Genomic DNA, 12158 nt, shown 5'->3' with positions numbered 1-12158 from the left:
TCGGGGCGGATGCTTTCGGCGAGGGAGCAGCCCGCCTCGAGGTCGGGGAGGAGGATGGTCTTTTCGGGGTTAAGCCCAACGAGTCCCCCACGAAGTCCACCACCTCCTACCTCGGGGAGCTGGTAAGAGTGGGCCAGGATGACGGCGTTGCGCTCCCGCTTGAGCCTTAGGACCTCTTGCGCCAGGGCTTCCCCACGCATCCTAATGTAGGGCCTCCCCTACGGAGACGAAGCCCTGTTCCCAGAAGTGCTCGTCGTAGGCGAAGGCTTTTTCCAGCCGCCTTTCCCGCATGAAGAGGAAGCTCGTCCAGTCCACCAGGCTCACCTCCCGCCTGCCCGAGGCAAGGAGGGCCGTGAGAGCGGCGCGGTGCAGGGCCTCGTCCACGGGCGCTACCTCCACCACCCCCATGAGGTCGTGGACCAGGGCCCGCACCGCCTCCACGCCGAGCCGCCTTTGGACTAGGGCCACGCTCTCCACCACCACGTAGGCGTGGGTCGTCAGCGGCCATCGGGCCTCGAGGAGCTCCCGGAAGGTCCGGGCGGCCTCCTGGTGGTGGGCGTCGTCCCGGTCCAGAAGGGCGTAGAGGGCCGAGGTGTCAAGGAAGACGGCCAAAAGCCTCCTCCAGATACCGGTCGTGGGCCTCGCTCACGTCCCCTCGGCCGGAGGCGAAGCGGCCCAGGGCGAGGAGGGCCCGCCTGGCCTTGTCCTCGTAGCCCTCCTCCTCCAAAAACCGCTCCACTGCCCGGCGCACCAGCTCCGCCAGGGAAACCCCTTCCGCGCGGGCCTTGGCCTTGAGCCGCGCCCACTGGGCCTCGGTGAGCTGCACCTGGGTGCGCACCATGCCATCATGATAGCACATATTGCCATCATGGGTGCACCACCAGGAGGGAGAGGTCCAAGGCCTTGGCCGAGTGGGTGAGGGCCCCCACGGAGACGTAGTCCACCCCGGCCTCCGCCGCCGCCTTCGCCCGCTCCAGGGTCATGTTCCCGCTCGCCTCCAGGGGGACCGGCCCCCCCACGCGGCGCACCGCCTCCCTTAGGGCCTCGAGGGGGAAGTTGTACCTTGTGGTAGTGGGGGGCCTTCGCCTTGGCCCGCCGCACCGCCTCGCCCACGCCCCCCGCCGCTCGGACGTGGTTCTCCTTGAGGAGGATCCCGTCAAATCCAGGGCGCGGAACCCCGGGGTGGTCTTGCGGGCGTCCAGGACCTGGGCCTTGGTGCCCGCCAGGGCCTCCACGTAGGCCCGGGTCAGGGTGGCGATCCCGGAAAGCCTCTGCAGAAGGTTGAGGGCGAGCCTCGGTTTCTCCATTTGTGTAAACGTTCACGATAAAATCTGCACGTGAAAACTCTCCCCACACCAGAAACAAACCCCGGCTCTCGGAGCCTGACGGCGCTCTGACAAAAGCGTGGTGAAGTGAAGCCGGGGTGATAGGGATGAAAAGAAGGGACCTCCTCAAGACCACAGCCCTTATAGGAGGGCTGGCCCTCGCGCCCAAGGGTTTGACCCAGGGAGCTCCCCAGAACCGGCCCTCTCTGGGCCGCAGGTACCGCAACCTGATCGTCTACGTTTACGACGGGTTCTCCTGGGAGGACTACGCCATCGCCCAGGCCTACGCCCGCAGGCGGCAGGGCCGGGTCCTGGCCCTGGAGCGGCTCCTCAGCCGCTACCCCAACGGGCTCATCAACACCTACAGCCTCACCAGCTACGTCACCGAGTCCAGCGCCGCGGGGAACGCCTTTTCCTGCGGGGTGAAGACGGTGAACGGGGGCCTAGCCATCCACGCCGACGGCACCCCCCTCAAGCCCTTCTTCGCCGCCGCCAAGGAGGCGGGGAAGGCGGTGGGCCTGGTGACCACCACCACCATCACCCACGCTACCCCGGCGAGCTTCGTGGTCTCCAACCCCGACCGCAACGCCGAGGAGCGGATCGCCGAGCAGTACCTGGAGTTCGGGGCCGAGGTCTACCTGGGGGGCGGCGACCAGTTCTTCAACCCCGAGAGGCGTCAGGACAAAAAGGACCTCTACGTCCTCTTCGCCCAGCGGGGCTACGGGGTGGTGCGCACCCCTGAGGAGCTTTCCCGTTCCAACGCCAGCAAGCTCCTCGGGGTCTTCTCCTCCAGCCACGTGCCTTACGAGATAGACCGCCGCTTCCAGGGGGTGAAGGTGCCGAGCCTCAAGGAAATGGTGCAGGCCGCCTTGCCCCGCCTCGCCGCAAGCCGCCAGGGCTTCGTCCTGCAGGTGGAAGCGGGCCGGATCGATCACGCCAACCACCTGAACGACGCCGGGGCCACCCTTTGGGATGTCCTGGCCGCCGATGAGGCCCTGGAGCTCCTCACGGCCTTCGTGGACCAGCACCCGGACACCCTCCTCATCCTGGTTTCCGACCACGCCACCGGGGTGGGCGGCCTCTACGGGGCGGGGCGGAGCTACCTGGAAAGCTCCCGGGGGATTGACCTCCTCGAGGCTCAGCGGGCGAGCTTTGAGCACATGCTCCGGGCCCTTGGAAACTCCCCCGAGGCAAGCCAGGTCAAGGAGGCCTTCCGGGCCATGAAGGGGGTGGCCCTCACGGACGCCGAGGCGGAGACGGTGGTGCGGGCCATCCGGGAGAAGGTCTACTGGCCCGAGGGGGTGCGGCACGGGGTCCAGCCCGCCAACACCCTGGCCTGGGCCATGGTGCAGCGGGACGCCCGGAAACCCGACCGGACCAACATCGGATGGTCCTCGGGCCAGCACACGGCAAGCCCGGTGGCTCTCCTCCTCTACGGCCATGGCCTCCGCTTCGTGAACCTGGGCCTCGTGGACAACACCCACGTCTTCCGCCTCATGGGGGAGGCTCTGGGAATCCGGTACGAGAACCCGGCGATGTCTGAGGAGGAGGCCCTGGAGATCCTCAAGAGCAAGGCCCAGGGCACGCTCCACCCCCAGGACGCCTTGGCCTAAGGCCCCCCGGCTCCTCCTTCCTTGCCCCCGCCTAAGGGCGGGGGTCCCTTTTCCCCCGGCCCCGGATCCCAGCCCCGAACCGCGCCTTCCGCCACGCTCAAGAAGCGCTCCGCCGCCCCCCTGAAGGCGGGCAGGTAGAGGTGGACGAAGCTCGCGAGGACCCGTCCGTCGGTGAAGCCCTCCACCTCCTCTCCCCCTACCCGGCGCCAGGCGGGGCTTGGGGAGGAGGGCAGGCGGGCGTAGTGGAACTCGTGCCCCTTGAGGCGGTCCCCCTTTCGCGCCACGGGACTATCCCTCAGGGCCTCCACCTCCCGGTAGCCGAGGACGGGCCTCTCCGCCATGCGGGCCTCCCCCGGCACAAGCCCCACCATGGGGAAAAAGCCCTCCCCCACCCAGAGCCCCCGGGCCAGGTACATGTACCCCCCGCACTCGGCCACCACGGGGCCGGGGAAGCGGCGGATGGCCTCCCGCAGGGCCACGTTCGCGGAAAGCCTCTCGGCGAAGAGCTCCGGGTAACCGCCCCCGAGGAGGAGGGCGTGGGCTTTGGGGAGGGCTTCGTCCTCGAGGGGGCTGAAGGGGACGAGCTCCGCCCCCAAGGCCTCCAAAAGCTCCAGGGCCTCGGGGTAGTAGAAGGCGAAGGCCCGGTCCCAGGCGTAGGCCACCCGGGCCCGGGGCGGGCGCCTTTCCGGGAGGAAGGGCAGGACCTCGGGAAGGGGCGGGGTGGTGGCGGCGAGGGCCAGCACCCTTTCCAGGTCCACGCGGAAGGCCCGCCGCAGGGCCTCGAGGGGCGGGGCCGCCTCCCCGGCCAGGACCAGGCCCAGGTGCCGCTCGGGGAGGGCGAGGGCGGGGTCTTCGGGAAGCCAGCCGAGGAGGGGAAGGCCCACGGCCTCGAGGGCCTCCTTCAGGATTCCCGCGTGGCGCTCCGAGCCCACCCGGTTGGCGAAGACCCCCACCACCCGCACCCCGGGGCGGAAGTCCCGGAAACCCTGGGCGAGGGGGGCGATGGAGCCCGCCATCCCCCTGGCGTCCACCACCAGGGCCACGGGGGCCCTAAGGAGCCTCGCCACCTGGGCGGTGGAGCCCACCTCTCCCCTGGGGTCCTTCCCGTCAAAGAGGCCCATCACCCCCTCTATGAGGGCGAGGTCCGCCCCCCTCGCCCCGTGGCGGAAGAGGGCGAGGAGGCCCTTTTCATCTAGGAAGAAGCCGTCCAGGTTGTAGGGCCTCTGGCCTGAGGCCTTCTCCAGGTGGGTGGGGTCAAGGTAGTCCGGCCCCACCTTGAAGGGCTGCACCCTTAGGCCCCGCTCCCTCAGGGCCAGAAGAAGGGCCAGGGAGACCGTGGTCTTTCCGGCGCCCGAGTGGGGAGCGGCGAGGAGGAGGCGCACGGCCTCACCGGGGGGTCAGGGCCTGCAGGAGCCTGGCCGCCTCCGCCTGGGCTAGGTTTCGGAAATCCTTAGGTTCCTTGCCTAGGACCTCGGCCAGGGCCTCCAGGTAGGCGTCCAGGTACTCCTCCGAGATGAGGGCAGCCACGGTGAAGGCAAGCCTCCGCCAGGACCCCTCCAGGGCTCGGGCCTCCTCCAAGGGGAGGGCCTCGTGGGCCCTCTGGACCACCTGCTCGGTGATCCAGTTCCACATGCTGGTCATCATGGCGTTGGTCACCCCACGCCGCACATGAACCAACCCCACCAAGGCCTGCCAGGCGAAGTACTGCCCGTTGAAAGGCCCCGCTAAGGTGCGGAGGTACCAGTCCCTTAAGGTCTTCTCCCGGAAGGGCCTCTCCCCTTCCCTGAAAAGGGCGCGGGTAGGCGGATGGGCGAAGAGAGTGTCGTAGAAACCCCGGACCAGGTCCTCGGTGAAGCTCTCCAGTAAGGCGCGGTGGCGAGCCAGGACCTTCCCATCCTCCACGGGACGGAAGCGGGCTTGGGGCGGGAGTTGGGCCCAGATTTCCTGGGCTATGCCGTAAAAGCGGGCCAAGGTTTTCTCCGTCATCGCCTAAAGCATACCTCCAAGGAAACCCCTAGTGCTCTATTCCCCTCTGGGCCGGTACCCCCAGGTCAAAGGCGTGCTTCACCTTCCGCATCTCCGTCACCGTGTCGGCCAGGGCCAAGAGGGCCTCGGGGGCGCCCCGGCCCGTCACCACCACGTGGACGTGGGGCGGCCTCGCCCTCAAGACCTCCAGGAACTCCTCCAGGGAGACCCAGCCGTAGCGCAAGGGGTAGGTGGCCTCGTCCAGGACCACGAGGTCGTAGGCCCCGGAGAGGAGGGCCTCTTTCGCCCGCGCCCACCCCTCTTGGGCAAGGAGGGCGGAGCGGGCGAGGTCCCGGCTCTTCCAGGTGAACCCGTCCCCCAGGCCTTCTATGGGGATGCCGAGGAGGGCGAAGGCCCGGTGCTCCCCGAAGCGGGCGGTCTCGTGCTTGAGGAACTGGAAGATCCGCACCTTTAGCCCTCGGCCGAAGGCGCGGAGGGCGAGGCCGAAGGCGGCGGTGCTTTTGCCCTTGCCGTCCCCGGTGTAGACCAGGAGGAGGCCCCGCCTCTCCCCTCTGGGCTTCTCGTAGGGCTTCACCCGCTTGGGCTCTTCCACAAGGCATAGCCTAGCAGGTTGGCGACCTCGCAAAGGGCGATCATGGCCCCGAGGGCGTCCCCGTTCAGCCCCCCGAGGCGGGCCCAGGCCAGGCGGGCCACCCCCCAGGCGGCGAGGAGGCCGAGGAGGGCGGGAAGGGGGTAGAGGAGGGGGAAGGGCAGGGCAAGGAGGAGGGCAAAGGGCCAAGGCCCCCCCCGGACCAGGCCGGCCATCCCCGGGCCCAGGAGGGGGTAGCGGTGGAGGAAGGGGAGGAAGGCGAAGCGGGCCCACCCGGGAAAGAGGAGGAGGAAGAGGGGGTCTCGCACCAGGGCCAGGGCCTGGAAGAGGAGGAGGAGGTAGACGTCCCCTACCCCGAAGGCGAAGGCCCCCAGGTGGGGGTCCTTGAGGATGCGGAGGCGCTCCTCCTTGGGCCTCGCCCCTAAGAGGGCGTCCGCCAGGTCCAGAAGGCCGTCCAGGTGCAAAAACCCCGTGAGGCCGAGGAGGAGGGCCACCCCTATGGCGGCGGAAAGCCCCGGGGGCAGGGGCGAAAAGGCGAGGAGGGCCAGGGGAAGCCCGAGGAGGTAGCCCGCCAGGGGGAAGAAGGCCACGCTCCGCTTGAACTCCCTCTCCCCTACCTCCGCAGGGGCCACGGGCAACACCGTGAGGAGGGCGAGGGCGAGGCGGAGGGCCTTCACCCCCGGGACACCCCCGCCTCCTCAAAGGTGGCCATGTGGAGGATGCGGGCGGCGGCCCGGAGGAGGGGCATGGCGAGGACCGCCCCCGTCCCCTCCCCGAGGGCCAGGTCCAGGTCCAAAAGGGGCCTCAGGCCTAGGGCCTCCAGCTGGTGGCGGTGCCCGGGTTCCCGGGAGAGGTGGCCGGCGAAGAGGTGGCCCTGGAGCCCCGGGGCGAGCTTCCAGGCCAAAAGGGCCCCCGCGGTCACGGGAAAGCCGTCCAGCACCAGGGGAAGCCCCGCCTCGTAGCCCTCGAGGTAAACCCCGGCGATGGCGAGAAGCTCAAGCCCCCCCACCTCGGCCGCCACCTCGAGGGGGTCCATCCCCGGGCGGAGGCGGGCGAGGGCCCGGGCCACCGCTTGGCGCTTCCGCCTCAGGCCCTCCTCCCCCACCCCCGTCCCCCGGCCCACCACGGCCTCAGGGGGAAGGCCGAGGAGGGCGGCGGTGAGGGCGGCCGCCGCCGTGGTGTTCCCGATGCCCATGTCCCCGGCGGCGAGGAGGGTGGCCCCTTCCGCGATGGCCCGCCTCACCGCCTCCTTTCCCGCCAGGAGGGCCTTTTCCGCCTCCTCCCGGGTCATGGCGGGGCCTTGGGCGAGGTTTCCCGTCCCCGGGCGCACCTTGCGCTTGAGAAGCCGCGGGTGGTCGGGAAGCTCCCCCACCACCCCCACGTCCAGTACGTACACCTCGCAGTCCGCCGCCCGGGCGAACTGGTTGATGGCGGCGCCCCCATGGAGGAAGTTCAGGACCATCTGCCGGGTGACCTCCTGGGGGTAGGCGGAGACCCCCTCGGCCACTACCCCGTGGTCGGCGGCGGCCACCACCACCGCCCCCCGGCCGAGCTCCGGCTTCACCCGCCCCTGGAGGGCAGCGAGGCGCACCGCCACCTCCTCCAGGAAGCCCAGGGAGCGGGGCGGCTTGGTGAGCTGGTCCATGCGGAGCCGGGCTTGGGCCAAGACCTCCGGGTCCACCATGGGGGAGAGTTTACCCTAGGGGCATGGAGCTTTGGCTCGTGCGCCACGGGGAAACCCTCTGGAACCGGGAGGGGAGGCTTCTCGGCTGGACGGACCTCCCCCTCACGGAGGAAGGGGAGGCCCAGGCGAAAAGGCTTAAGGGGAGGCTTCCCCCTCTTCCCGCCTTTAGCTCCGACCTCCTGCGGGCGCGAAGGACGGCGGAGCTTGCGGGCTTCACCCCCTCGCTTGCCCCAGAGCTTCGGGAGATCCACTTCGGGGCCCTGGAGGGGGCGCTCTGGGAGGACCTGGACCCCGTCCACAAGGAAGCCCTCCTCCGCTTCCAGGGCTTCCACCCCCCGGGAGGGGAAAGCCTCCTGGCCTTCCAGGAGCGGGTCTTCCGCTTCCTGGAGGGGCTTAGGGCCCCTGCGGTCCTCTTCACCCACGGGGGGGTGGTGCGGGCGGTGCTGAGGGCTTTGGGGGAGGACGGCCTCGTGCCCCCGGGAAGCGCGGTGGCGGTGGACTGGCCCCACCGGGTATTGAAGGTCCCGTGAGCCTCCTCCTCGCCCTCCTCCTGGACGCCCTCCTAGGGGAGCCCCCGCCCCGGCTCCACCCCGTGGTCTGGATGGGGCGGTACCTCGCCTGGGCCTGGCCCAGGGTGCGGGGCTTCTGGTCCGGGGCCCTCTATTGGACCCTCGGGGCCCTTCTCTTCGCCCTCCCCGCCTTCCTCCTGGACCTCCTCCTGAGGCCTTTGGCCTGGGGCTGGGTGGCCTTGGGCCTCCTCCTCAAGCCCCTCTTCAGCCTGAGGATGCTCCTCCTGGAGGTCCTGGCGGTGGAAAGGGCCCTGGGGGAGGGCCTAAAGGCGGGAAGAAGGCGCCTTTCCCGCATCGTGAGCCGCAGAACCGAAGACCTCTCCGAGGAGGAGGTGCGGGAGGCCGCCTTGGAAAGCCTCGCGGAAAACCTCTCGGATAGCCTCATCGCCCCCCTCCTCTACTACGCCCTCTTGGGCCTCGGGGGGACCGCCCTCTACCGCTACGCCAACACCGCCGACGCCATGTGGGGCTACCCGGAGCACGGGGCGAGGGGCACCTTCGCCGCCCGGGCGGACGACCTCCTGAACCTCCTCCCCGCCCGCCTCACCGGGCTTCTCCTCTGCCCCCCAAGGCTTTGGGGAAGGCTTTTGCGGGAGGCCCGCAAGACCCCCTCCCCCAACGCGGGCTTCCCCATGGCCGCCCTGGCCCTGAGGCTCGGGGTGCGCCTGAGGAAGCGGGGGGCCTACGCCCTCAACCCCCTCGCCCCCTCTCCCGAGGCAAAGCACACCCGGAAGGCCCTCTGGCTCGTGGGGGGCCTAGGCTACGGGGTGGGGCTCCTCCTTGCGGCGGCCACGGGGCTTGGGTAGGCTTTGAAGGTGGAGCGGAGCCGGGACTTCCTGCTCCAGGCCAAGCGGGACCTGGAGCAGGCTAGGCTTTCCCTCCGGGAAGGGTTTTTTGAGTGGGCGGCCTTCGCGGCGCAGCAAGCAGCGGAGAAAGCGGTGAAGGCCGTCTTTCAGAGGCTAGGCGCCGTGGCCTGGGGCCACTCGGTGGCGGGCCTCCTCGAGGAGCTCGCCCAAAACTTCCCTGTGCCCGAGGCTTTGCTGGACGCCGCCAGCGAGCTGGACAAGGCCTACATCCCAAGCCGGTACCCCGACGCCCTGCCGGAGGGCGCCCCCTTTCAGCGCTACCGGCGGGGCGAGGCCGAGCGCCTCTTGGGACACGCGGAGGCGGTGTATGCCTACTGTGAAGGTGTTCTATCCCAGATGGAGGAGGGAGGAGCTTCTCCTCCGCCTCGAGGAGGGGCTTAAGGCCCTGGAAAAGGAACTCCTCCTCCTCGAGGCCTGGCTCTTCGGCTCCTGGGCCCAGGGAAGGGCCTTGGTGGGGAGCGACGTGGACCTCCTCCTCCTCTACCGGGGGCCCCGCCGGGAGGACCTCCACCGCCTGGCCCGAAAGGCCTTCCCCGGCCTTCCCCTGGAGCTTCACGCCTACACCGAGGAGGAGGCGGCCCGCCTCGAGGCCGTCCTCGCCCGGATGCGGGAGGGCGCCCTCCGCCTCCGTCCTTAGCCTGAGCCCCAGTCGGCCTCCCACGGCTTCCCTACCATGGAAGGCATGCTGGACGACGTCCTCCGGCCCATCCACGGCGGCACCGACGAGGGCCGCGAGCCCCTCTACGACTTCTCCACCAACGCCAACGCCCTGGGCCCGAACCCCGTGATCCTGGAGAGGCTTAAGGCGGTGGACCCGAGCCGCTACCCCGACCCCCTCTACCGGAGGCTCAGGGCGGCCCTGGCCGAGGCCCACGGGGTGCGCCCGGAGCAGGTGGCCGTGGGCACGGGCACCAGCGAGCTCATCCACCGCCTGGCCCGCTGGACCTACCTGCGGGGGCCCATCCTCCTCCTTCCCCCCACCTTCAGCGAGTACGCCCGGGCGGCGAGGGCCCTGGACCTCCCCTTGTGGGAGGCGGAAAGCCCCGAGGCCTTCCTGGAGCTCCTCCCCAGGAGTTCTTTAGCCTTTCTTTGCGTGCCCAACAATCCCACGGGGGAGGTCTACCCCTTTTTGGAGGAGGCCGCAAGGCGCGCAGGGGGGGCCTTGGTCCTGGACCTCGCCTACTACGACCTCATGGAATCCCCCCCTCCCCTCCCCCAGGGGGCCTTCCGCCTCTATAGCCCCAACAAGGCCCACGGCCTCACGGGGGTCAGGGCGGGGTACCTCGTGGCCCCCCTGGACCTCACCCACTTCCAGAACCTGGCCCCGAGCTGGCCCCTTTCCGTTTACGGGGAGGCCCTCCTCCAAGCTCACCTGGACCCAGAGGCCCGGGCCTGGCTGGAGGAGAGCAAGCGGGAGCTCCTCCGGCTCAGGCGCCTCCTGGCCCAGGGCCTGAGGGACCTGGGCCTCGAGGTCCGGGAAAGCCCGGCGAACTTCCTCCTGGTGCGGGTGGGGAAGGCCACGGAGGTAGCGAGGGCCCTTAGGGAAAGGGGCCTAAGGGTGCGGGACGCCACGAGCTTCGGCCTTCCCGAATGGCTCAGGCTCTCCGCCCAGAGGGAAGAGGCCATAGGGGCGCTCCTCCTCGCGCTGGAGGAGGTCCTCGCCGGTACGCTTAGGACGTGAGCCCGGAGCTCGCCCGCTACCTGGAGGAGGCGATGAGGCGCCTAGCCGAGATGTTCCAAAGGCGCCGGGACCTCCCCTTCCCCTAGGGGGTCCTACGGGAGGCGAAGCGGTATCGGTCACCAGCCCTAGGTCCACGCCCCCCTATAATGGCAAGGGCATGATCCTGGTCACCGGCTTTGAACCCTTCGGGGGCCTACCTCACAACCCCTCCCAGGCTCTCCTCCTGCCCGAAAGGGTCCGGGGAAGGCCCTTAAGGCGGGCCCTCCTGCCCGTGGACGCCGAGGCGGTGGGGGAGGCCCTCCAGGCCCTCTACAGGGAGGGGCCGGAGGCCGTCCTTCACCTGGGCCTGGCCGAGGGCCGACCACTTCTCTCCCTGGAGCGGCTGGCGGTGAACCTGCTGGACTTTGAGCGTCCGGACAACCGCGGGCGCAAGCTGGAGGAGGTTCCCATCGTTCCCGGAGGGCCCCTGGCCCTGCCGGCCCGCTTTCCCGTCAAGGCCGTGCTGGCCCGCTGGAAGGAGGCGGGCATCCCCGGAAGGCCAAGCCTGTCCGCGGGAAGCTACCTCTGCAACCAGGTTCTCTATCTTTCTCTGTATCACCTTCCGGAAAACGTGCCCGTGGGGTTCGTCCACATGCCGCCCGACGAAACCCTGGCCTTGGAGCGGCTGGGCCCCTACGTGCCCCTCGAGGTCCAGGCCCGCGCCGTCCTCCTTGCCCTGGAGGCCCTGTGAGGGTCCTCTTCCTCACCGACGCCACCCGCATCGGTGGGAGCGAGGTTTACCTCGTGGAAATGCTCCCCCGCCTCAAAGCCCTGGGAATCCTACCCGAAGCCGCCCTCCCCTTGGCCGAGGGAAACCGAAAGGTGCGGGAAACCTTACGGGAAAGGGGCATTCCCGTCCACGCCTACCGGGCCCTCCGGGACCTTCCCCGCGGATTTGACCGGGTGGTGGCCTCCGCCTGGTACCCCTGGAGCTACCGGGCCTTCTTCTGCCGCTTTCCCCGCCTCACGCTTCTCGTCCACGATCAGATAGAGATCTTCTACCCCCTGGGAGGACGCTACCTCTACCGCCTGGGCTACCGCCTCCTTCAAGCGCCGAACCTCCGGCGGGCCGAGGCCGTCCTCACGGTCTCGCATTGGGCCGCCCGGTGGCTGCGGGAGGTCCACGGGGTAAGCCGGGTCCACGCCGTGCCCAACGGCGTGGACCCGGAGCGCTTCCGCCCCCCCCTCCCCGGGGAAAAGGCCGCCCTCCGGGCACGCTACGGCCTAAGGGGCTTCACCGTCCTCGTCCCCGCCCGGATGAGCCCGGAGAAGAACCACCTGGCCGTCCTCCTCACCGCTAGGCTCCTTCCCCAGGTAGACTTTCTCCTGGTGGGGACCGGGGAGCTTCTGGGCCTCTGGCAGAAGACGGCCAGGCTTTTAAAGTTGGGAAACGTGCGCTTCCTGGGCCGGCGGGAGGACATGCCGGAGCTCTATCGGGCGGCGGACGCCGCCCTCCTCCCCACCCTGGGGGAAAACCAGAGCCTGGCCACCCTCGAGGCCATGGCCTCCGGCCTCCCCGTGGTCACCACCCCCATCCCCGCCCAGGCGGAACTCATCCAGGACGGCCTAACCGGCAGGCTCGTCCCCCCTCACCCCAGGCGCCTGGCCCAGGCCCTACAGGAAGTGGGCCCGGAGCTGGGAACGCGGGCGCGGGCTTTCGTGGAAGCAACCCACTCCCTGGACCAGGCCGCCCGGAGGCTCGCGGAGACCCTGAAGCGACTGCGGGAGGAAGGATGAAGGTAGATTATCTCATCGTTGGCGCGGGCTTCACCGGGGCCACCTTGGCGGAGCGGCTGGCCTCGGCGG

15 protein-coding genes and 2 pseudogenes are annotated in these 12158 nt (G+C 69.9%); 8 read left to right on the top strand and 9 right to left on the bottom strand.

Features of this window, described 5'->3' with window-relative positions; genetic code table 11:
* From nadA to ABJK26_RS09670, 4 genes and pseudogenes are all read right to left on the bottom strand, one after another.
* Window positions 1-200 (bottom strand): annotated as a pseudogene (gene nadA, locus ABJK26_RS09685) (quinolinate synthase NadA); the annotation flags it as partial.
* Window position 201: 1 nt separating this feature from the next.
* The gene (locus tag ABJK26_RS09680) at window positions 202-612 is read right to left on the bottom strand and encodes a PIN domain-containing protein (protein WP_347242076.1); all 411 of its coding nucleotides are present in this window, start codon (window positions 610-612) and stop codon (window positions 202-204) included.
* The gene (locus tag ABJK26_RS09675) at window positions 596-841 is read right to left on the bottom strand and encodes a CopG family transcriptional regulator (protein WP_347242075.1); all 246 of its coding nucleotides are present in this window, start codon (window positions 839-841) and stop codon (window positions 596-598) included. Before ABJK26_RS09675 ends, ABJK26_RS09680 begins: the two co-directional genes overlap by 17 nt.
* 25 nt (window positions 842-866) lie before the next feature.
* A pseudogene (locus ABJK26_RS09670) lies at window positions 867-1295 on the bottom strand (nicotinate-nucleotide diphosphorylase (carboxylating)); the annotation flags it as partial.
* A gap of 137 nt (window positions 1296-1432) precedes the next feature.
* Between ABJK26_RS09670 and ABJK26_RS09665 the strand changes: the two are divergent.
* Entirely contained in the window at window positions 1433-2938 is a 1506-nt protein-coding gene (locus ABJK26_RS09665) for an alkaline phosphatase (RefSeq protein WP_347242074.1), read from the top strand.
* Here ABJK26_RS09665 and ABJK26_RS09660 read toward each other — a convergent pair.
* The 5 genes from ABJK26_RS09660 to cobT are packed head-to-tail and all read right to left on the bottom strand — an operon-like array spanning window position 2935 to window position 7197.
* Entirely contained in the window at window positions 2935-4320 is a 1386-nt protein-coding gene (locus tag ABJK26_RS09660) for a cobyrinate a,c-diamide synthase (protein ID WP_347242073.1), read from the bottom strand. The genes ABJK26_RS09665 and ABJK26_RS09660 overlap by 4 nt on opposite strands.
* Window positions 4321-4324: 4 nt before the next feature.
* Complete coding sequence (locus ABJK26_RS09655; protein ID WP_347242072.1) at window positions 4325-4924, bottom strand: protoglobin domain-containing protein; 600 nt, start codon at window positions 4922-4924, stop codon at window positions 4325-4327.
* A gap of 28 nt (window positions 4925-4952) precedes the next feature.
* A complete protein-coding gene (cobO, locus tag ABJK26_RS09650) occupies window positions 4953-5516 on the bottom strand; it encodes a cob(I)yrinic acid a,c-diamide adenosyltransferase (protein ID WP_347242071.1) in 564 nt (187 codons plus the stop codon).
* Window positions 5495-6190, bottom strand: coding sequence for an adenosylcobinamide-GDP ribazoletransferase (locus ABJK26_RS09645; protein ID WP_347242070.1), 696 nt, complete (start codon window positions 6188-6190; stop codon window positions 5495-5497). The genes cobO and ABJK26_RS09645 overlap by 22 nt, the downstream gene beginning before the upstream one ends.
* Window positions 6187-7197, bottom strand: coding sequence for a nicotinate-nucleotide--dimethylbenzimidazole phosphoribosyltransferase (gene cobT, locus ABJK26_RS09640; protein WP_347242069.1), 1011 nt, complete (start codon window positions 7195-7197; stop codon window positions 6187-6189). The genes ABJK26_RS09645 and cobT overlap by 4 nt, the downstream gene beginning before the upstream one ends.
* 23 nt (window positions 7198-7220) lie before the next feature.
* Between cobT and ABJK26_RS09635 the strand changes: the two genes are divergently transcribed.
* From ABJK26_RS09635 to ABJK26_RS09605, 7 genes are all read left to right on the top strand, one after another.
* On the top strand, window positions 7221-7727 hold the full coding sequence (locus ABJK26_RS09635; protein ID WP_347242068.1) for a histidine phosphatase family protein: 507 nt from the start codon (window positions 7221-7223) through the stop codon (window positions 7725-7727).
* Window positions 7724-8572 (top strand): adenosylcobinamide-phosphate synthase CbiB, encoded by an 849-nt coding sequence (gene cbiB / locus ABJK26_RS09630; protein WP_347242067.1) that lies wholly within the window; start codon window positions 7724-7726, stop codon window positions 8570-8572. Before ABJK26_RS09635 ends, cbiB begins: the two co-directional genes overlap by 4 nt.
* Window positions 8573-8581: 9 nt before the next feature.
* Window positions 8582-9013, top strand: a complete 432-nt coding sequence (locus tag ABJK26_RS09625; protein ID WP_347242066.1) for a HEPN domain-containing protein — start codon at window positions 8582-8584, stop codon at window positions 9011-9013.
* Window positions 8940-9269 (top strand): nucleotidyltransferase domain-containing protein, encoded by a 330-nt coding sequence (locus ABJK26_RS09620; protein WP_347242065.1) that lies wholly within the window; start codon window positions 8940-8942, stop codon window positions 9267-9269. The genes ABJK26_RS09625 and ABJK26_RS09620 overlap by 74 nt, the downstream gene beginning before the upstream one ends.
* A 45-nt stretch (window positions 9270-9314) precedes the next feature.
* Window positions 9315-10313, top strand: a complete 999-nt coding sequence (locus tag ABJK26_RS09615; RefSeq protein ID WP_347242064.1) for an aminotransferase class I/II-fold pyridoxal phosphate-dependent enzyme — start codon at window positions 9315-9317, stop codon at window positions 10311-10313.
* A gap of 157 nt (window positions 10314-10470) precedes the next feature.
* Window positions 10471-11043: a pyroglutamyl-peptidase I gene (locus tag ABJK26_RS09610; RefSeq protein ID WP_347242063.1), complete on the top strand. Its 573-nt coding sequence runs from the start codon at window positions 10471-10473 to the stop codon at window positions 11041-11043.
* Complete coding sequence (locus ABJK26_RS09605; protein ID WP_347242062.1) at window positions 11040-12089, top strand: glycosyltransferase family 4 protein; 1050 nt, start codon at window positions 11040-11042, stop codon at window positions 12087-12089. Before ABJK26_RS09610 ends, ABJK26_RS09605 begins: the two co-directional genes overlap by 4 nt.
* The last annotated feature ends 69 nt before the right edge of the window (window positions 12090-12158 follow it).

Source organism: Thermus sp. (genome assembly GCF_039793865.1).
Classification (GTDB): Bacteria; Deinococcota; Deinococci; order Deinococcales; family Thermaceae; genus Thermus.
The sequence above is the reverse complement of the archived record's forward strand: the minus strand, read 5'-3'. Positions and strand labels throughout refer to the sequence as shown.

What these genes read in the sequence shown, in the direction of transcription:
- ABJK26_RS09610 (WP_347242063.1), top strand. Translation starts at nt 10,471, where the DNA reads ATGATCCTGGTCACCGGCTTTGAACCCTTCGGGGGCCTACCTCACAAC.
- ABJK26_RS09635 (WP_347242068.1), top strand. Translation starts at nt 7,221, where the DNA reads ATGGAGCTTTGGCTCGTGCGCCACGGGGAAACCCTCTGGAACCGGGAG.
- ABJK26_RS09675 (WP_347242075.1), bottom strand. Translation starts at nt 841, where the DNA reads ATGGTGCGCACCCAGGTGCAGCTCACCGAGGCCCAGTGGGCGCGGCTC.
- ABJK26_RS09615 (WP_347242064.1), top strand. Translation starts at nt 9,315, where the DNA reads ATGCTGGACGACGTCCTCCGGCCCATCCACGGCGGCACCGACGAGGGC.
- ABJK26_RS09655 (WP_347242072.1), bottom strand. Translation starts at nt 4,924, where the DNA reads ATGACGGAGAAAACCTTGGCCCGCTTTTACGGCATAGCCCAGGAAATC.
- cobT (WP_347242069.1), bottom strand. Translation starts at nt 7,197, where the DNA reads ATGGTGGACCCGGAGGTCTTGGCCCAAGCCCGGCTCCGCATGGACCAG.
- ABJK26_RS09620 (WP_347242065.1), top strand. Translation starts at nt 8,940, where the DNA reads ATGCCTACTGTGAAGGTGTTCTATCCCAGATGGAGGAGGGAGGAGCTT.
- ABJK26_RS09665 (WP_347242074.1), top strand. Translation starts at nt 1,433, where the DNA reads ATGAAAAGAAGGGACCTCCTCAAGACCACAGCCCTTATAGGAGGGCTG.